The organism is Actinomyces sp. oral taxon 175 str. F0384 (genome assembly GCF_000223355.1).
Classification (GTDB): Bacteria; Actinomycetota; Actinomycetes; order Actinomycetales; family Actinomycetaceae; genus Actinomyces; species Actinomyces oris.
The window spans coordinates 1,311,117-1,328,584 of the sequence record NZ_AFUR01000001.1 but is presented as its reverse complement, the minus strand read 5'-3'; the positions used below and the strand labels follow the sequence as shown (position 1 = coordinate 1,328,584).

General features: G+C 68.0%; 16 protein-coding genes. 15 read left to right on the top strand and 1 reads right to left on the bottom strand.

The genetic code is table 11. From position 1 onward, the window contains the following. Positions 1 to 37: 37 nt before the first annotated feature. The 15 genes from HMPREF9058_RS05565 to HMPREF9058_RS05495 all read left to right on the top strand — a co-directional run bounded on the left by HMPREF9058_RS05565 (position 38) and on the right by HMPREF9058_RS05495 (position 16,309). On the top strand, positions 38 to 655 hold the full coding sequence (locus HMPREF9058_RS05565) for an L-threonylcarbamoyladenylate synthase (protein ID WP_009406373.1): 618 nt from the start codon (positions 38 to 40) through the stop codon (positions 653 to 655). A 129-nt stretch (positions 656 to 784) separates the two neighbouring features. After that, a complete protein-coding gene (locus HMPREF9058_RS05560) occupies positions 785 to 2,188 on the top strand; it encodes a replication-associated recombination protein A (protein WP_009406229.1) in 1,404 nt (467 codons plus the stop codon). 256 nt (positions 2,189 to 2,444) lie between these two features. Continuing rightward, on the top strand, positions 2,445 to 3,068 hold the full coding sequence (gene rpsD, locus HMPREF9058_RS05555) for a 30S ribosomal protein S4 (protein ID WP_009747225.1): 624 nt from the start codon (positions 2,445 to 2,447) through the stop codon (positions 3,066 to 3,068). A gap of 237 nt (positions 3,069 to 3,305) precedes the next feature. Further along, a complete protein-coding gene (alaS, locus tag HMPREF9058_RS05550; RefSeq protein WP_009747542.1) occupies positions 3,306 to 6,017 on the top strand; it encodes an alanine--tRNA ligase in 2,712 nt (903 codons plus the stop codon). Between the two features lie 40 nt (positions 6,018 to 6,057). Continuing rightward, positions 6,058 to 6,573 (top strand): Holliday junction resolvase RuvX, encoded by a 516-nt coding sequence (gene ruvX, locus HMPREF9058_RS05545; protein WP_009406284.1) that lies wholly within the window; start codon positions 6,058 to 6,060, stop codon positions 6,571 to 6,573. Next, entirely contained in the window at positions 6,570 to 7,781 is a 1,212-nt protein-coding gene (gene mltG / locus HMPREF9058_RS05540) for an endolytic transglycosylase MltG (RefSeq protein WP_009405606.1), read from the top strand. Before ruvX ends, mltG begins: the two co-directional genes overlap by 4 nt. Next, positions 7,774 to 8,754, top strand: coding sequence for a shikimate dehydrogenase (locus HMPREF9058_RS05535; RefSeq protein ID WP_009406273.1), 981 nt, complete (start codon positions 7,774 to 7,776; stop codon positions 8,752 to 8,754). The genes mltG and HMPREF9058_RS05535 overlap by 8 nt, the downstream gene beginning before the upstream one ends. A gap of 70 nt (positions 8,755 to 8,824) precedes the next feature. Continuing rightward, a complete protein-coding gene (gene aroC, locus HMPREF9058_RS05530; protein WP_043537657.1) occupies positions 8,825 to 10,057 on the top strand; it encodes a chorismate synthase in 1,233 nt (410 codons plus the stop codon). A 76-nt stretch (positions 10,058 to 10,133) separates the two neighbouring features. Further along, positions 10,134 to 12,002, top strand: coding sequence for a 3-dehydroquinate synthase (aroB, locus tag HMPREF9058_RS05525; RefSeq protein WP_009747297.1), 1,869 nt, complete (start codon positions 10,134 to 10,136; stop codon positions 12,000 to 12,002). Beyond that, the gene (locus HMPREF9058_RS05520) at positions 11,999 to 12,565 is read left to right on the top strand and encodes a shikimate kinase (RefSeq protein ID WP_009406153.1); all 567 of its coding nucleotides are present in this window, start codon (positions 11,999 to 12,001) and stop codon (positions 12,563 to 12,565) included. Before aroB ends, HMPREF9058_RS05520 begins: the two co-directional genes overlap by 4 nt. Positions 12,566 to 12,655: 90 nt before the next feature. Further along, positions 12,656 to 13,219 (top strand): elongation factor P, encoded by a 564-nt coding sequence (gene efp, locus HMPREF9058_RS05515; RefSeq protein WP_009405746.1) that lies wholly within the window; start codon positions 12,656 to 12,658, stop codon positions 13,217 to 13,219. Beyond that, entirely contained in the window at positions 13,219 to 13,710 is a 492-nt protein-coding gene (gene nusB / locus HMPREF9058_RS05510) for a transcription antitermination factor NusB (RefSeq protein WP_009406204.1), read from the top strand. The genes efp and nusB overlap by 1 nt, the downstream gene beginning before the upstream one ends. 116 nt (positions 13,711 to 13,826) lie before the next feature. Beyond that, the gene (locus HMPREF9058_RS05505) at positions 13,827 to 14,681 is read left to right on the top strand and encodes a hypothetical protein (protein WP_254654067.1); all 855 of its coding nucleotides are present in this window, start codon (positions 13,827 to 13,829) and stop codon (positions 14,679 to 14,681) included. 312 nt (positions 14,682 to 14,993) lie between these two features. Next, positions 14,994 to 15,545 carry a hypothetical protein gene (locus HMPREF9058_RS05500; RefSeq protein ID WP_009747238.1) on the top strand — a complete coding sequence of 184 codons (552 nt, stop codon included), beginning with the start codon at positions 14,994 to 14,996 and terminating at the stop codon, positions 15,543 to 15,545. A 155-nt stretch (positions 15,546 to 15,700) separates the two neighbouring features. Continuing rightward, the gene (locus HMPREF9058_RS05495) at positions 15,701 to 16,309 is read left to right on the top strand and encodes a hypothetical protein (protein WP_009406086.1); all 609 of its coding nucleotides are present in this window, start codon (positions 15,701 to 15,703) and stop codon (positions 16,307 to 16,309) included. Positions 16,310 to 16,350: 41 nt separating this feature from the next. Here HMPREF9058_RS05495 and HMPREF9058_RS05490 read toward each other — a convergent pair whose 3' ends face one another. Continuing rightward, positions 16,351 to 17,214 (bottom strand): family 16 glycosylhydrolase, encoded by an 864-nt coding sequence (locus HMPREF9058_RS05490; protein WP_009747377.1) that lies wholly within the window; start codon positions 17,212 to 17,214, stop codon positions 16,351 to 16,353. Between the last annotated feature and the right edge of the window lie 254 nt (positions 17,215 to 17,468).

Below are 17,468 nucleotides of genomic sequence, written 5' to 3'. Positions count from 1 at the left end.
GCTATGTGAGAACCATCACCCGGGGTAGGGTGGGGGCATGGCACGTTACATCGAGCTCCACCCCGTCAACCCGCAGGTGCGTCTGGTTGAGAAGGTCGTCGACACGTTGCGCGACGGCGGCCTGGTCGCCTACCCCACCGACTCCGGATACGCCCTGGCCTGTGCGCCGGGCAACAAGGATGGGCTGGACCGGATCCGCACCATCCGCCAGCTCGACGGCAAGCACAACTTCACCTTCGTGTGCGCCGACTTCGCCCAGGTCGGGCCGCTGGCCATCGTGGGCAACAACGCCTTCCGGCTCATCAAGCGGCTTACCCCTGGGCCGTGGACCTTCATCCTCAAGGGCACCAAGGACGTGCCCCGGATGACGCTCAACCCCAAGAAGCACACGCTGGGCGTGCGCATCCCCGACCACGCCATCACCCAGTCCCTCGTCGCCGAGTTCGGCGCTCCCATCCTGTCCTCCACCTTCATCCGGCCCGGCCAGGAGGAGCCCGAGACCAACGGATGGGAGATCCAGGATTCGCTGGGGCACCTCATCGACGTCGTCATCGAGGGGCCGGTCGGACAGGGGGAGCCCACCACCGTCGTCGACCTGACCGACGACGTCCCCGAGGTGCTGCGTGAGGGTGCCGGAGACGTCAGCCTCCTGTGACCGATCTGTGGCCGACTCGGCCATCGCTGAGCTCGTGTTGCTTGCCGGGCCCGCCTTCGCGTGAGGCCTTGCAAGTTCCTGGAGATCGTGCATCCGTGGGGCCGGCGTCAGGGGAGATAGGGTCGGTGCATGGACCTGTTCGAGTCGGCCGGCACGGATGACGCCGGGATCCCCGTGGACTCCCACGCGCCGCTGGCGGTGCGGATGCGTCCGCGCACGCTCGATGAACTCCAGGGGCAGGCACACCTGCTCACCCCCGGATCGCCTCTGCGCCGCCTCGTGGAGCCGGCCGAGGCGAGCGGGGGCTCCCATGCTGGTGAACGGGGCGCCGCCGCGCGGCCGTCTAGCTCCTCCCTGTCCTCGGTCATCCTGTGGGGCCCACCCGGAACCGGCAAGACGACGCTGGCCTACCTGGTGGCACGGGGCAGTGGCCGCAGGTTCGTGGAGCTGTCAGCGGTGACGGCCGGCGTCAAGGACGTGCGCGCCGTCGTCTCCGATGCCCGGCGCCGTTTGGCGGCGGGGGAGGAGACGGTGCTGTTCATCGACGAGGTGCACCGATTCTCCCGCTCCCAGCAGGATGCCCTGCTACCGAGCGTGGAGAACCGGTGGGTGACGCTCATCGCGGCCACCACGGAGAACCCGTCCTTCAGCGTTGTTTCACCGCTCCTGTCCCGCTCCCTGCTTCTGACGCTCCAGCCTCTGGGGGCCGATGACATCGGGCGCCTGATCGATCGCGCGCTGGATGACGAGCGGGGCCTGGCCGGCACCGTGGGCATCAGCGAGGAGGCGCGCGAGCAGATCGTGCGCATGGCCGGCTCCGACGCCCGCAAGGCGCTCACCGTGCTGGAGGCCGCCGCCGGCACGGTCCTGGCGCAGACACCTGCTTCCAGCTCGTCGCCCCTCATCGAGGTGGCCGACGTCGAGCGGGCCGCGGACGTGGCAGCGGTGCGTTACGACCGCGCCGGAGACCAGCACTACGACGTCATCAGCGCCTTCATCAAGTCGATGCGCGGCTCGGACCCCGACGCCACGATGCACTACCTGGCGCGCATGATCGCCGCAGGGGAGGACCCCCGCTACATCGCCCGCCGCATCGTCATTCACGCCGCCGAGGACGTGGGCCTCGCCGACCCCACGGTGCTGTCCACCGCCGTTGCCGCCCAGCAGGCGGTCGCCATGATCGGGATGCCGGAGTCCGGGCTCATCCTGGCCGAGGCCGCGCTCGCCGTGGCCACCGCTCCTAAGTCCAACGCGGTCACCGCGGCGCTCAACGAGTCACTGGCCGATGTGCGGGCCGGTAAGGCCGCGGCCGTTCCCGCTCACCTGCGCGACGCCCACTACTCCGGGGCCGAGGGGCTCGGGCACGGCAAGGGCTACCGCTACCCGCATGACTTTCCCCACGCCGTCGTCGGCCAGCAGTACCTGCCCGACGGGCTCGAGGGCAGCCGGTACTACCGGCCCACCGGCAACGGCTTCGAGAAGCAGCTGGCCTCCCGCCTCGAGGCGGTCAGGCGCATCCTCGACGAGCGATAGTGCGTACGCCTTGAGCACCCCATCCGGGCAGAGCTTGAGGACCGTCTCACACCGGGCGGTTCCGACATGGGTTTTCGCCGGTGAGCACGCTAGAGTTCTCGAGTTGTCCACATCGGAAACGGCAGGCGCCTCCCGCAGGTGTCACCGGCCGACGACGATGCGGACCTCCTGGGGTCCCGGCCCGAACCGAGGCTTGACCCCGCGCCGTCGGCTCCCGCCACGGCGTGCGACCATCGATCCGACAGGAATGACACACATGAGCTCTTCACGCTCCCGCCGCCAGGTGCGCCTCTCCCGCGCCCTCGGCATCCCGCTGACCCCCAAGGCCGTGCGCTACTTCGAGCGCCGCCCCTACGGCCCCGGTGAGCACGGCCGCGCCCGCCGCCGCACCGAGTCCGACTACGCCGTCCGCCTCAAGGAGAAGCAGCGCCTGCGCGCCCAGTACGGCATCCGCGAGGCCCAGCTCCAGCGCGTCTTCGAGGAGGCCCGTCGCGGCCAGGGCCTGACCGGTGAGTCCCTCGTCGAGCTGCTCGAGATGCGCCTGGACGCCCTCGTTCTGCGCTCCGGGATCGCCCGCACCATCGCCCAGGCCCGCCAGGACGTGGTCCACCGCCACATCCTCGTCGACGGCAAGGTCGTGGACCGCCCCTCCTACCGCGTCAAGCCCGGCCAGACCATCCAGGTCCGTCCCCGCTCCCAGGTGATGGTGCCCTTCCAGGTCGCCGCCGCCGGTGCGCACCGCGACGTGCTGCCCCCCGTCCCGGAGTACCTCAACGTGGACCTCGAGAAGCTCTCGGCCACGCTGGTGCGCCGTCCCAAGCGCGACGAGGTCCCCGTGACCTGTGACGTCCAGATGGTCGTCGAGTACTACTCGCGCTGACCCTCACGCCCACCTGACGCCGGGGCGCCCCGGACCCATGAGAGGTTCGGGGCGCCCCGGCGTGGGAGTACGCTCACCATGGAGCAACTCGACCGGCTCCGCGTCCGCAGGCGACTGATTCCACCGTCTCCGCCGAGTACCTGGCCGGCCGGTCGGCCACACCACACCGTCCACCCGCCCAGCACCAGGCCCAAGAGCCGCAGTGCCCGGGCACACCTCGAACAGGATGAGGACCCCATGCGCACATCCGAGATCCGCAGCCGCTGGCTGGACTACTTCGCCGCGAACGAGCACGAGATCCGGCCCTCGGTCTCCCTGGTGTCTCCCGAGCCCTCCATCCTGTTCACCGTGGCCGGCATGGTGCCCTTCATCCCCTACATCCTGGGTACCGAGGAGGCCCCCTGGCCCCGGGCCGCCTCGGTGCAGAAGTGCATCCGCACCAATGACATCGACAACGTCGGTATCACGACGCGCCACGGCACCTTCTTCCAGATGAACGGCAACTTCTCCTTCGGTGACTACTTCAAGGAGGGGGCCATCTCCTACGCCTGGGGCCTGCTGACAGGCAGCCGCGAGGAGGGCGGCTACGGTCTGGACGGGGACCGGCTGTGGATGACGATCTGGGAGGAGGACCAGGTCTCCCTCGACTACTGGACCCGTGAGATCGGGGTGCCCGCCGAGCGGATCCAGCTCCTTCCCTTCAAGGACATCTCCTGGTCCACGGGCCAGCCCGGCCCTGCCGGTTCCTGCTGCGAGATCCACTACGACCGCGGCCCCGCCTACGGGCCCGACGGCGGTCCCGCCGTCGACACCCAGGGTGACCGCTTCCTGGAGATCTGGAATCTCGTCTTCGACGAGTTCCTGCGCGGAGAGGGCAAAGGCCACGACTTCGAGCTCCTGGGCAAGCTCGACCAGACGGCCATCGATACCGGTGCCGGTCTGGAGCGCCTAGCCTTCATCATGCAGGACAAGCCCAACATGTACGAGATCGACGAGGTCTTCCCCGTCATCAAGGCCGCCGAGGAGCTGTCCGGAAAGGTCTACGGCCGCGGCTCGGCCGGCCCCGAGGCGGGCGAGGCCTACCACGATGACGTGCGCATGCGGGTCGTCGCCGACCACGTGCGCTCGGCCCTCATGCTCATCTCCGACGGCGTGCGCCCCGGCAACGACGGCCGTGGCTACGTCCTGCGCCGCCTCATCCGCAGGGCGGTGCGCTCCATGCGCCTGCTCGGCGTCGACGAGGCCGCCATGCCCACGCTGCTGACCGTCTCGAAGGACGCCATGAAGTCCTCCTACCCCGAGCTGGAGACCGGCTGGAGCACCATCTCCGAAGTGGCCTACGGCGAGGAGGACGCCTTCCGCCGCACCCTGGCCGCCGGCACCACGATCCTGGACACCGCGGTGGCCTCGGCCAAGAAGGAGGCGGGCCGCTCCGGGCGCCCGCTGGTGTCGGGCAAGAGCGCCTTCGAGCTGCACGACACCTACGGCTTCCCCATCGACCTGACCCTCGAGATGGCGGCCGAGCAGGGGGTCGATGTCGATGAGAGCGCCTTCCGCAGCCTCATGAACGAGCAGAAGGAGCGTGCCCGGGCCGACGCGCGCGCCAAGAAGACCGGACACGCCGACATCCGCGTCTTCCGCGAGCTGGAGAAGGAGATGGGCGGCGGCTCGACCTTCCTGGGCTACACCGAGTCCTCCGCCGATGCCACCGTCGCCGGGATCCTCGTTGACGGCGTCCCGCAGAGCGTCGTCACCGCCCCGGCCGCGGTCGAGGTCGTCCTGGACCGGACTCCGTTCTGGGCCGAGATGGGCGGCCAGCTCGCCGACCAGGGCACGATCCGGCTGGCCGACGGCGGCACCGTCGAGGTCGACGACGTCCAGGCCCCCGTCAAGGGCCTGCACGTCCACCGCGGCACCCTGACCGAGGGCACGATCGCGGTCGGGGAGAAGGCCTTCGCCCAGATCGACTCGGCGCGCCGCCTGGCGATCGCTCGAGCCCACACCTCCACCCACATGGTGCACAAGGCGCTCCACGAGATCGTCTCCGACAACGCCACCCAGGCCGGCAGCGAGAACTCGCCCTCCCGCATGCGCTTCGACTTCCGCCACGGCTCAGCCCTGGCCTCGGACCAGATCTCCGGCATCGAGGAGCGGGTCAACGCCAGGCTCTCGGAGGACCTGGCCGTCACCGACGAGGTCATGGACATCGACGCCGCCCGCGCCGCAGGCGCCATGGCCCTGTTCGGGGAGAAGTACGGCAAGCAGGTGCGGGTCGTCTCCATCGGGGGTGACTGGTCCAAGGAGCTGTGCGCCGGCACTCACGTCCCCAGCACCGGCCACATCGGCCGCATCGCGGTGCTGGGCGAGTCCTCGATCGGTTCGGGCGTGCGCCGCATCGACGCCCTCGTCGGTGAGGGCGCCTACGGCTACCAGGCCAAGGAGCACGCGCTGGTCTCCCAGCTCTCAACCATGGTCGGGGGCCGCCCCGAGGACCTGCCCGAGCGCGTCGAGAGCCTCATGACGCGCCTGAAGGACGCCGAGAAGCGCCTGGCCGCGGCCGAGCAGGCGGCGCTGTCGGCGCGCACGGCCGGCATCGTCTCCGACGCCGTCCGGCTGGGCGAGGTCCGTCTTGCCTCAGCCGACCTCGGGACCGTCGGCTCGGCCGATGCCGTACGCTCGCTGGTCCTCGACACCCGCAGCCGGCTCGGTGACGCCGAGCCCGCCGTCGTCGCCGTCGGCGCGGTCGTGGGCTCGCGTCCGGTCGTGGTGGTGGCCACCAATGCCGGTGCTCGTGACCAGGGCATCCGTGCCGGTGCCCTGGTGCGTACCGCCGCCCAGGTTCTGGGCGGCGGAGGCGGCGGCAAGGACGACCTGGCCCAGGGCGGTGGTCAGAACCCCCAGGCTCTCGACGAGGCGCTGCGCGCCGTGGCCGAGCAGATCCAGGCCTGATCCGGGAAACCGGATCGCCCCGTACCATCTCGCAGATCCTGTGACAGGCTCATCGGCTCAACCGGATTCGACGCAATTCCGTCCCGGTGTCCGCATCGCCTTCGATGTCGGAAAGGCACGTATTGGTGTCGCTCGTTGCGATCAGGACGCGATCCTGTCGTTTCCTGTGGTAACTCTCAGGCGGGACCGCTATGGTGCAGACCTCGACGAGGCCGTTGACCTCGTCGAGGAGTACGGTGCCTTCGAGGTGATCGTCGGTCTGCCCAAGCACATGGGCGGCGGCAGCTCGAGCTCAACCAGGGACGCCCGCGCGTGGGCGCGAGACCTGGCGAGCCGCCTGCCTCAGCGGGTGTGCGTCCGGCTGGTCGACGAGCGGCTCACCACCGTCTCTGCTCACCGGGATCTGCACGCGGCCGGCCTGAAGGAGAGGAGCTTCCGCGGTATTGTCGACCAAGCGGCAGCGGTCGTCATCCTCGAACAGGCCATCACCACTGAGCGGATGTCCGGGGTCCCGGCCGGTGAGCGAGTCCACCCGATCAAGAGAGGCAGAGCGTGAGCCACGACGATTTCTTCGCCGAGCTCGGCATCCAGCGCGATGAGGACGCTGGTGACGCCAAGGACAAGCCCAAGAGCCGCAGGCAGCGGCGCATGGAGAAGGTCGAGCGCCGTCAGCGCAAGCGGCGCCGGCACTGGCTGACCAGCCTTGTCATCGTCATCACCCTCGTGGCCGTCGGCGTCCTGGGCTACAAGGCCATCGGGATCATGCGCGACGCCTCCGCCCAGGCGACTCACGCCGAGGACTACAAGGGTGAGGGTGAGGGCGAGGTCACCGTGACGATCCCGGAGGGGGCCTCCGGGGCTGACATCGGAGACATCCTTCAGAGCAAGGGCGTCGTCGCCTCCGGCAAGGCCTTCACCAATGCGGCGAAGAACAACCCGAAGGGCAATACGATCCAGCCGGGCACCTACAAGCTCAAGAAGAAGATGTCCGCCAACTCCGCTCTCCAGGCGCTGCTCGATCCTGAGAGCAAGGGCGATCACACGCTGACCATCCCCGCAGGTGTCTCCAAGCAGATCGTCAAGGACCGGCTCAAGAAGGTCGGCAGCTTCACCGACGAGCAGATCGAAGCCGCCTACGCCGACTCCGCTGCCATCGGTCTGCCTGCCGAGGCCGGCGGCAATGTCGAGGGCTGGCTCGCCCCGGGCACCTACGACGTCACTGAGAACGCCACGCCGAAGGACCTGGTCAAGAAGATGGTCTCCCAGACCGTCACCCAGCTCAAAGAGCTCCAGGTGCCCAAGGAGGACTACCAGAAGGTTCTGACCAAGGCCTCCATCGTCGAGCGCGAGGTCAACAGTGAGCGGTACTACGGGCAGGCAGCGAGGGTCATTGAGAACCGTCTGTCGCAAACAGACGGCGAGACCCATGGCCTGCTCCAGATGGACTCGACAGTGCAGTACGGCCTGGGACGTTATGGAGGCATCCCCACCGAGGCGGAGACTCAGGACGCCAACAACCCGTACAACACCTACGTTCACAAGGGTCTCCCGCCCGGGCCGATCGGCAGCCCTGGCGAGGCGGCCATCAAGGCGGTGCTCAACCCGCCGGCCGGGAGCTGGCTCTACTTCGTCACGGTGAACCTCGAGACCGGCGAGACTCTGTTCGCCTCCACCAACGAGGAGCAGAAGACCAACACCAAGAAGCTCAACGACTACTGCAAGAAGAACCAGGAGATCTGCAACGGCGAGAAGAAGAGTGGCTGAGTCGCCGGCGGGGGAGATCCGCCACCGCGCCGCCGTCATCGGCAGTCCGGTGAGCCACTCGCTGTCACCCGTGCTGCACCGGGCCGCCTACGCCGGGCTCGGACTGGACGACTGGTCCTACGAGCGGCGCGAGACCGACTCGGAGGCGCTGTCGGCCCTGCTCGCCGAGCTGGCCGCTCCGGTTCAGGCCGGTCCGGCCTGGGCGGGCCTGAGTGTCACCATGCCCCACAAGCAGACGCTCCTGGCGCGCCTGGACGTCATCGACCCTCTCGCTGGGGCCGTCGGCGCTGTCAACACCGTGGTGGCACAGCGCAGCGGCGCAGGAAGTGCGCTCCTGGCCGGCTTCAACACCGACGTCGCCGGTATTGTCGGCGCGCTGCGGGAGACCACCCGTACACAGGAACCGGATTGCCCAGGCGTCCGCCCGCGAATCGAGCAGGCCGTGGTGCTCGGATCGGGTGCCACCGCCTGTTCCGCCCTCGCAGCGCTCGGAGAGCTCCGGGCCGGCCGGATCACCGTCGTGGCCCGACGACACGCCGGCCCCGGTCGTGCACTCAGCGCCGCCCACCGCATGGGGCTGGACATGGAGACCCTCACCTGGAAGCCTGCCGACTCCGCCTCCAACACCGAGGCGGCCCGGCGTCTGGCCGCAGCCGACGTCGTCATCTCGACCCTGCCCGCGCATGCGGCCGACCCGCTGGCAGACCCACTGAGGCAGGCCCTGGACCAGGCCGAGGGCACCCGCCCAGGAGCCGCCATGCTCGACGTCGTCTACGCCCCCTGGCCCACCGCCGTCGCCGGTGCCTGGGCGCAGGCCGGGGGAGCCCTCGCCCCGGGCTGGCTCATGCTTCTGCACCAGGCCGTGCCTCAGGTGCAGCTCATGACCGGGCAGCAGCCCGATATTGAACTCATGCGCACCGCGCTCCTAGCGGCCCTCGCCCCCACCACGGATACCTCGGAAACCTCCAACTGACCCGCACCACAGCGACGATCCAGGACGGGTGACACCGGCGGCGGCATCGGCGTGTGAGAGTATCTACCCCATGCTTCGATGGATGACGGCCGGGGAGTCCCACGGCGAGGCTCTGACCGCGGTGCTGGAAGGCGTGCCCGCGGGCGTGCGGATCACCAGTGAGGACATCCGGGCGGCACTGGCCCGGCGGCGACTGGGGCACGGGCGTGGTGCCCGCCAGGCCTTCGAGCGCGACGAGCTGCGGGTCCTGGGCGGCATCCGCCACGGGAGCACCATCGGCAGCCCCGTCGCCCTGCAGATCGGCAACTCCGAGTGGCCCAAGTGGTCCACGGTCATGAGCGCCGACCCCGTGGACCCCCACGACCTGCTCATCGACGCCGGCACCGGTGACGAGCGCGAGATCGCCCGCAACCGCCCGCTGACCCGCCCCAGGCCCGGGCACGCAGACCTGCCGGGGATGCTCAAGTACGACCTGCCCGAGGCCCGTCCGGTCCTGGAACGGGCCTCAGCCCGCGAGACCGCCGCCCGCGTGGCGCTGGGGGCCGTGGCCGAGGCCATCCTGGAGCAGGTGGCCGGTGTCAGCCTGGTCAGCCACGTCGTGCGGATCGGATCGGTTGCCCTGCCCGACGACGTACCCCCGCCGAGAGCTGAGGACACCGAGCGCCTCGACGCCGACCCCGTGCGCTGCACGGATCCGGCCACCAGTGCCGCCATGGTCGCCGAGATCGATGCCACCAGGAAGGACGGTGACACGCTCGGGGGCGTCGTCGAGGTCATCGCCACCGGTGTTCCGGTGGGACTGGGCACCCACGTCAGCGCCGACCGCCGCCTCGACGCGCGCCTGGCGGCCGCGCTCATGGGGATCCAGGCCGTCAAAGGCGTGGAGATCGGTGACGGCTTCACCGAGGCGGCCCGGCGGGGCTCAGCGGCTCACGACGAGATCGTCTCAGTGGACTGTGGAACGCTCACCCGGTCCACCAACCGCGCCGGTGGCATCGAGGGCGGTATCTCCAACGGCTCCGACGTGCGGGTACGGGCCGCCTTCAAGCCGATCTCCACGGTGCCCAGGGCCCTGCGCACCGTCGACCTGGCCACGGGCGAGCCCGCCACCGGGCTGCACCAACGCTCAGACGTGTGTGCCGTCGTCCCCGGAGCGGTCATTGCACAGGCCATGACTGCTCTGGTTCTGGCCGATCTTCTGCTGGACAAGACCGGAGGGGACTCGGTCGATGAGGCCGGACGCAACCTGCGTTCCTACCTGGACCGCATCGCTGAACGGACGCAGTGGCGAACCGAGCGGTGAATCTTGTGGCAAGTCGATCTGCTCGGGCGATACTGGTACGACCCACAGCGATCTCGACGGAGAGGGAGTCACGATCATGACCTGGAAGCGTGTTCCGACCATCGCTCTGCGCGACGACCAGCTGCCCCTGGTACTGGTGGGGCTGCCCGGCGCGGGCAAGACCACCCAGGCCAGGCTCCTGGCCCAGGCCCTGGGCGTCCAGGTCACTGACACCGACGCTGAGATCCGCCGGCGCGCCCGCATGACGATCCCAGAGATCTTCGCCGCCGAGGGGGAGGAGAGCTTCCGCGACCGCGAGCACCGGGCCATGCGGGCAGTCCTGGACTCCCCGGCGGCCGCTCAGGGTGTCATCGCCCTGGGCGGGGGAGCGGTGCTGCGCCCTGAGAACCGAGACCTGCTGCGCGGTCACACGGTCATCTACCTGTCCGCCTCTCCGAGCACTGCGGCCAAGCACGTGGGGGACGGGGCCGGGCGCCCGGTCATGGCTCCGGACGCGGACTCGGACCAGGCCCGTGCCGCTCAGCAGTGCTGTGAGGAGCAGGGCGAAAACGCGGGCGTCCTGGCGCGGATGGAATCCCTCCATGCTCAGCGCTCGCCGCTGTACTCCGAGGTCGCCACGCTGACCGTGCCCACTGATGGGCTCAGTCCCCAGCAGGTTGCCGCTCTCATCCTGGTGGCGCTGGGGGTCCAGACCTCTCAGGCAGTCGGTGTCCTGGCTCCCATGGCCGAGACGCAGACAGACTCGCCCGCTGCCCCGGACGGGGCCGACGCCTCGCCACGGCGCGTCCGCGTCCGGCCCGTGGCAACCACCGAGGCCAGCAGCGGCGCACGGAGGGTCACCGTCGGCGGCCCGAGCCCCTACGACGTCCTCATCGGCCACGGGATCCTGGCCGAGCTGCCCCGCATCGTGCAGGACGTCCCCGGAGCAGGTGCGGGTGGCGTCGCCGTCGTTCACGCCAAGGCGCTTGCCGACCGCGCCCGCGCTGCCGAAGCGGCGCTGACCGCCGAGGGGCTGCGCGTCCTGAGCGTCGAGGTCCCCGATGGGGAAGTAGCCAAGAAGGCGCGCGTCGCGGAGTACCTGTGGGAGCGGCTCGGCTCCTTCCGCCTGGGCCGTGACGGGCTCGTCATCGGACTCGGTGGCGGAGCGACGACGGACCTGGCCGGTTTCGCCGCCGCGACCTGGTTGCGGGGTGTTCCCGTGGTGCAGGTGCCCACCACGCTTCTGGCCATGGTGGACGCCGCCGTGGGCGGTAAGACGGGGATCGACACGCCGGCAGGCAAGAACCTGGTGGGTGCCTTCCACCCGCCGGCCGCTGTCATCGCCGACCTGGAGACGCTCTCCACGCTGCCGGCCTCCGAGCTGCGGGCCGGACTCGGTGAGGTCATCAAGTGCGGCCTGATCGCCGATTCGGTCATTCTCGACCGGGTCCTGGCCGATCCCGCCGACTGCCTGACCTGGGACTCGCCAGTACTGGCCGACCTGGTTGCCCGTTCGGTAGCGGTCAAGGCAGCCGTCGTGGGGGAGGATCTCACTGAGGCCGGCCTACGGGAGGTCCTCAACTACGGCCACACCTACGCCCACGCGATCGAGAAGGTCACCGGGTACTCCTGGCGTCACGGAGAGGCGGTGGCCGTCGGCTGCGTCTTCGCCGCCGAGATCGCCCACCGCAACGGCAGTCTGAGCAGTGACGCACTCGCCCTGCACCGGCAGAGCCTCGAGGCGGTCGGCCTGCCGACCCGCTTCCCCGAAGGGGAGGGACGCTGGGATGAGCTCAAGGAGGCCATGATGAGCGACAAGAAGGTGCGCGGTGGCCGGCTGCGCCTCGTGCTGCTCGACGACATCGCCAGGCCCGTGCGGGCTCAGGCGCCGGCGGAGAGTGTTCTCCTGTCAGCTCATGAGGCCGTCACCGGTGGGTCCGACCGGCCAGAAGGAGACCTCGGTTGAGTGCCACGGCACCGGGCTCCCTCATCCTCATCGGCCCGCCGGGTGCCGGCTGCTCCAGCGTGGCCCGTGCCGTCGGGGGCGCCCAGGGCCTGACCGTGCTCGATCTGGGCCGGCTCGTCGCCGACGAGCTGGGCACCCGCCCCGACCTGGCACTCGTCGCGGTGCCGGAGACCGAGTACCGCCGCATCGAGGCCGGCACCGCTGAACGGCTCCTGGAGCGGGCCGAGACCGGGGGCCTCGTCGTCGCCCTGGGATCGGGCTGCCTGGAGGCCACGGGAGTGCGTCAGGGCCTTGAGTCCCTCAGGCTCGCCAACCGGGGAACTCACCATGTCGTGTCCCTGACGTGCGCCACCCGGGTCCTGGCCACCCGTAACGGTCTCGACGCACCGCGGTCCGTGGCCCTGGGAACCATCCACCACCAGTTCGTCCAGATGCTCCACGAGCGTCAGGCCCGGTGCCAGGACCTGGCCGACGTCGTCATCGACACCACCTCAACGACCCCAGACGAGGCCGGCAAGAAGGTCATGAGTGCCGTCGGAGCCGATTTGTCCCGCCACTCGTGATCGGTGCGACACGCCCGTCGCCGGGGGAGCGCAGTGCCTCGCGGTAGGATCAGCGCGTCCCAGATGCAATGCAACAGTGAGGAAACCCTCGTGGCCACGACGAACGACCTGAAGAACGGCATGGTGCTCAACCTTGAGGGCCAGCTGTGGCAGGTAGTGGAGTTCCAGCACGTCAAGCCCGGCAAGGGCCCCGCCTTCGTGCGTACCAAGATCAAGAACGTCCTGTCCGGCAAGACCGTTGACAAGACCTTCAACGCCGGCCTCAAGGTCGAGACCGCCACTGTCGACCGGCGTGACATGCAGTACCTCTACAAGGACGGCGACGACTACGTCTTCATGGACGTCAAGTCCTACGAGCAGACCTACGTCCCCTCAGCCACCGTCGGCGAGGCCGCCACCTTCATGCTGGAGAACCAGGAGGTCATCGTGGCCTTCCACGAGGACTCGGTGCTGTTCGTCGAGCTGCCGGCCTCCGTGGTTCTGACGATCTCTCACACCGAGCCGGGCCTGCAGGGCGACCGCTCCAGCGCCGGTACCAAGCCCGCCACGGTCGAGACCGGTGCTGAGATCCAGGTCCCGCTGTTCCTCAACACCGGTGACAAGGTCAAGGTGGACACCCGCTCCGGTTCCTACATCTCCCGCGTCAACGACTGATGACCGAGCATCCCGAGGAGGTCTCGAGCCACTCGAGCCCCGCATCGCGCCACCCGGTCACCGCCCGCACCAAGGCGCGCCGGCGTGCCATCGAGATCCTCTTCGAGGCCGATCAGCGCGGGATGCTGAGCTCCGAGGGCTCCGGGGAGCTGCGTTCCTTCGCGCAACTGCGCGCCGTCAGCTCGGCCAACCACACCGAGGCTCCTGCCTACACGCGGGAGATCCTCGACGGCCTGTGCGATCACCTGGGCGACGTCGACGAGACGATCCAGACCTACGCCCAGGGGTGGACCCTGGGGCGGATGCCGGCCGTCGACCGCGCCATTGCTCGAGTCGCCACCTGGGAGATCGTCTACAACGACGAGGTGGATGCGCCCGTCGCCGTGGATGAGGCCATGACGCTGAGCCGGATGCTCTCCACCGACGAGTCACCCAGGTACCTCGGTGGACTTCTGGGGCGTATCGGAGACCTCGCGGACACGTTGCGCTGAGTCACGGCGCGCAGGGGCTCACGGCATGGGGATGACTCCCTATGCCGTGAGTTGCGTCCGTCCTGCATCGGTGGCCTAGGCTGAGGCCGCCCCCTCTGCCGATGCTGGAGTACTCTGTGAGTCAGCTACCTCCCCAGGATCCCAACGACTACCCCTACATCAAGGGCGTCGGCGCATCGCAGGATGGGGCAATCGGTGTCGACAACCCTGTAGCAGTACTGTCCGGCCCCCACGTGGCCGGCTACCCCTGGGCGGGATCGGGAATGCCCTACCCCGCCGGGCCCCATCCCTTCGGAGGCCTCCCGCCGTCTCCAGCAGTACCCGGAGGTTTTCCGGGGAACGGACCCACGCCTGTTCCTCACGGTCCCTACCTTCCAATGGGACTGAACCCGGTTCCTGGAATCGTCTGGAACGACCCGGTCCTCATGTGCGAGCGCAAGCGCTCCGCAACCCGTAAGGTCTCGCTCACCAGCGGCATCATCGGGCTCATCACCATGGTGATCCAGATGGCCATCATCGTCACCATGTTCCTCGCCATCGGGTACACGGGGCAGCAGGGCGACTTCTTGCTGTTCATGTCCTTTCTCATCGTGGTCCTCGCTCCGATGGCCGTTGGCCTTGGATGGGTCACCACCTTCATCCTGGCTCTGGTCGCCTGTATTCAGGCCCGTTCCCGCACGCCTCAGGTTCAGCCGGACGGATGGATCCAGGCCAAGACACCAACGCTGGCGCTGCTGGTCACAAGCATCGTGACGGGACTGCCCACCCTCATCATGTACGTGGTCCTGTACGAGGCGCTCTCACGTGACTACACCGATGATTTCATCGATGGCTTCCTGGAGCCATTACTCATGTTCTGCGGCCTGACCCAGGTCCTGATCGTTGTGGGGTTCGTGTTTCTTCTCCGTATGAGCAAGGCACTGGACCCGGCGGTCAGAGCATCTCAGGCCCCGGGAGGGCAGCCCGCATGATCTGTTCGCAGCAGCGATGCGAACTCGGGCGCCGACGTGCCATCGAGATGCTTGTCGACGCCGATCACTGCGGAATGCTGGGCGCTGGTACAGGGCGCGAGGAGGCTCGCGGCATGGGGTGGGCTCCCTATGCCCTGAGCTGCACCTATCCGACGCGGATGACCTAGGCTGCGGCCATCCCCTTTGCCAATGCCGGAGTACCCCATGAGCCACCTACCTCCCCAGAATCCCAACCGCGACCCCCATATCCAGGGCGCCGGCCACCCACGGAACGCTCCCACGCCTGTTCCTTACGGCCGCTACAACCCTCCGGTGGGGCAGACATCTGCCGCTGGCTTCGGCTCGATCGATCCGGTCTTGATGGAGGTTCAGCGCAAGCGCTCCGCGACCCGCACGGTTTCACTCTTGAGCGGCATCGTTGGGATGATCACCATGATCATCCAGATGATCTTTACCACCACCTTTCTCGCCTTGCTCATCGCCCACGGGGAGTACGACCTGCCGTTTGGATTCTTTGCCCTTTTCGTTGTGCTCGTCACCCCGTATATCGTTGGTGTTGCTTGGGTCGCTACTTTCATCCTTGCTCTCATCGCTTGTATTCGGGCACATTCCCGGACGCCTCAGGCTCAGCCTGACGGATGGGTCGAGGCCAAGATGCCAACATCGGCTCTGCTGGCCGCGAGTATCGTGGCGGGACTTCCCGCCTTTATCGTTTGTGTTGTTTGGCCTTTGATGTCCTTATCTGGCTCCGCTCTCGAACCACTGCTTGTCTTTTGCGCCCTGGTGGAGGTTCTGATCGCAGCGGGATTCATTGTTCTGCTCCGCAGGAGCAAGGCGCTGGACCCGTCGGTGAGAGTGCCTTAGGAGCTGGGAGCCCAGGACGCTGAGTACTGAGTACTGAGTCCTGGCGCGAGAGGGCTCGCGGCACATGGGGTGGACTCCCTATGCCGCGAGCTGTGCCCATCCGGCGCGGTTGACCTAGGCTGAGGCCATCCTCTCTGCTGATCCTGGAGTACCCCATGCCTGTTCCTGACGGCCGCTACAACCCTCCGATGGGGCAGACGCCTGCTCCTGGCTTCGGCTCGATCGACCCGGTCCTGACGGAGGTTCAGCGCAAGCGCTCCGCGACCCGCAAGGTCTCAGTCGCCGGCAGCATCATCGGGCTCATCACCATGATGATCCAGATCATCTTCACCACCTACGAACTCCTCACCGTCAACCTGCGGGGGGAGGAGTACCTGGGGCTTGCGCTCTTTGCCGTTCTCATGCTGATCGCCGCCCCGTTCGTCGTCGGCTTCGGGTGGATCGTGACGTTCATCCTCGGTCTTATCGCCTGTATTCGGGCGAATTCCCGGACGCCTCAGGTTCAGCCCGATGGATGGATCGAGGCCAAGTTGCCAACGTTGATGCTGCTGGTGGCGAGTTTCGTGGCGGGACTTCCCACCCTCGCCATTTATGTCGCTTGGTTCTCGGAGGGCTCGTCCGAGTCGGTTCTCACATCTCTGCTTTTCGCCTGCGACCTGGTGGAGGTTGTGATCGCAGTGGGGTTCGTGTTTCTGCTCCGCATGAGCAAGGCGCTGGACCCGGTGGTCAGAGGGTCTCAGGCCCCGGGAACGCAGCTAGCATGATCTGTTCCCGGGCCCGATGAGAACAACGGGCGCTGCATCAGCTACTCATCCATCGCCCGTACGACGATGTAGTCAATATCCACCTGGGCCTGCGTGAAGCCCTCGTGCTTGAGCCGTCCCCGGTGGATGCTTCCGCTGTGCGTGGTCAGGCAGATGTGGTAGGCGGCCTCGTCACCGAAGCAGGCATCGAACTCCTTCTGCGATGCTGAACGCAAGACCTCGTGGTAGGGCTGACCGTCGAAGAGGAAGAGAATGCTCTCGGGGGTCTTCTCCATCCCGTAGGTGTGCCACTGAGTGAGATCGGGTCGCGGCGAGACCCCCAGGTTGCTTCCCTTGCCCCCCGCCTGGCCGTAGTGCACAGTCGACTCGGCGATACCGGCGGCGCTGCCGCCGCCGTAGGTCTCCACGACATCGATCTCGCCCCCGTTGTCGTCGTCGTCCGCCCGCAACCAGATGCCGGCGAAGAGTCCCTCGGCCGACTGGGGGAAACGTGCCCTGGTCTCCAAGGAGCCGTAGACGAAGGAGAACAGCCCCTGCGTGGTGACAAAGGCCTGGTCGACGTAGCGCTGGGTCGGCTCCTTGTCGAAGCGGTTCTGGAAGCCCTTGAGGGGGGTGGCGCGCTTGCGCCACAGGACGTGCCCGACACCGTTGCTGACGCTGTGGGTGTCATGGGTGAACACCCCCCAGTCGTAGCTGGTACAGGACTCGGGCTCTGAGCGGTTGTCCCGCCACCGTGACGGGGAGAAGTCCGATCCGTCAGAGAACTGCTCATTGAAGATGACGCTGCTGAAGTCGTAGGAGGACTCCGCAGCCGCTGCCTGCGAGGGGGAGGCGAGACTGGCTGCGGCCAGTCCTGCCCCGGCGCTGAGGCCGGTGATGATCGAACGTCGAGTGGGGAGTGTCATGAGGGCGTTCCTTGCTTGAGAAGAAGTCACTGACGCAGCAGCAACACCGGACCGTGCCTGCTCTGCGACATCGTTCAGCTCTCAATCGGGCTCAGATGGATCCGGCACTCACTTCTCAAGCTCTCGACATGTTGTGACGATCTCGCAGTCAGCGTCTGACGACGCCTGAGCATTGGGCTAAGACTAAACATTGTTACGGACAATTTGTAGATGCGAAACACGTCCTGTTGCGATCGTCGTCAGGTGCTGGGCCG

What these genes read in the sequence shown, in the direction of transcription:
- HMPREF9058_RS05565 (WP_009406373.1), top strand. Translation starts at nt 38, where the DNA reads ATGGCACGTTACATCGAGCTCCACCCCGTCAACCCGCAGGTGCGTCTG.
- HMPREF9058_RS05560 (WP_009406229.1), top strand. Translation starts at nt 785, where the DNA reads ATGGACCTGTTCGAGTCGGCCGGCACGGATGACGCCGGGATCCCCGTG.
- rpsD (WP_009747225.1), top strand. Translation starts at nt 2,445, where the DNA reads ATGAGCTCTTCACGCTCCCGCCGCCAGGTGCGCCTCTCCCGCGCCCTC.
- alaS (WP_009747542.1), top strand. Translation starts at nt 3,306, where the DNA reads ATGCGCACATCCGAGATCCGCAGCCGCTGGCTGGACTACTTCGCCGCG.
- aroC (WP_043537657.1), top strand. Translation starts at nt 8,825, where the DNA reads ATGCTTCGATGGATGACGGCCGGGGAGTCCCACGGCGAGGCTCTGACC.
- aroB (WP_009747297.1), top strand. Translation starts at nt 10,134, where the DNA reads ATGACCTGGAAGCGTGTTCCGACCATCGCTCTGCGCGACGACCAGCTG.
- nusB (WP_009406204.1), top strand. Translation starts at nt 13,219, where the DNA reads ATGACCGAGCATCCCGAGGAGGTCTCGAGCCACTCGAGCCCCGCATCG.
- HMPREF9058_RS05495 (WP_009406086.1), top strand. Translation starts at nt 15,701, where the DNA reads ATGCCTGTTCCTGACGGCCGCTACAACCCTCCGATGGGGCAGACGCCT.
- HMPREF9058_RS05490 (WP_009747377.1), bottom strand. Translation starts at nt 17,214, where the DNA reads ATGACACTCCCCACTCGACGTTCGATCATCACCGGCCTCAGCGCCGGG.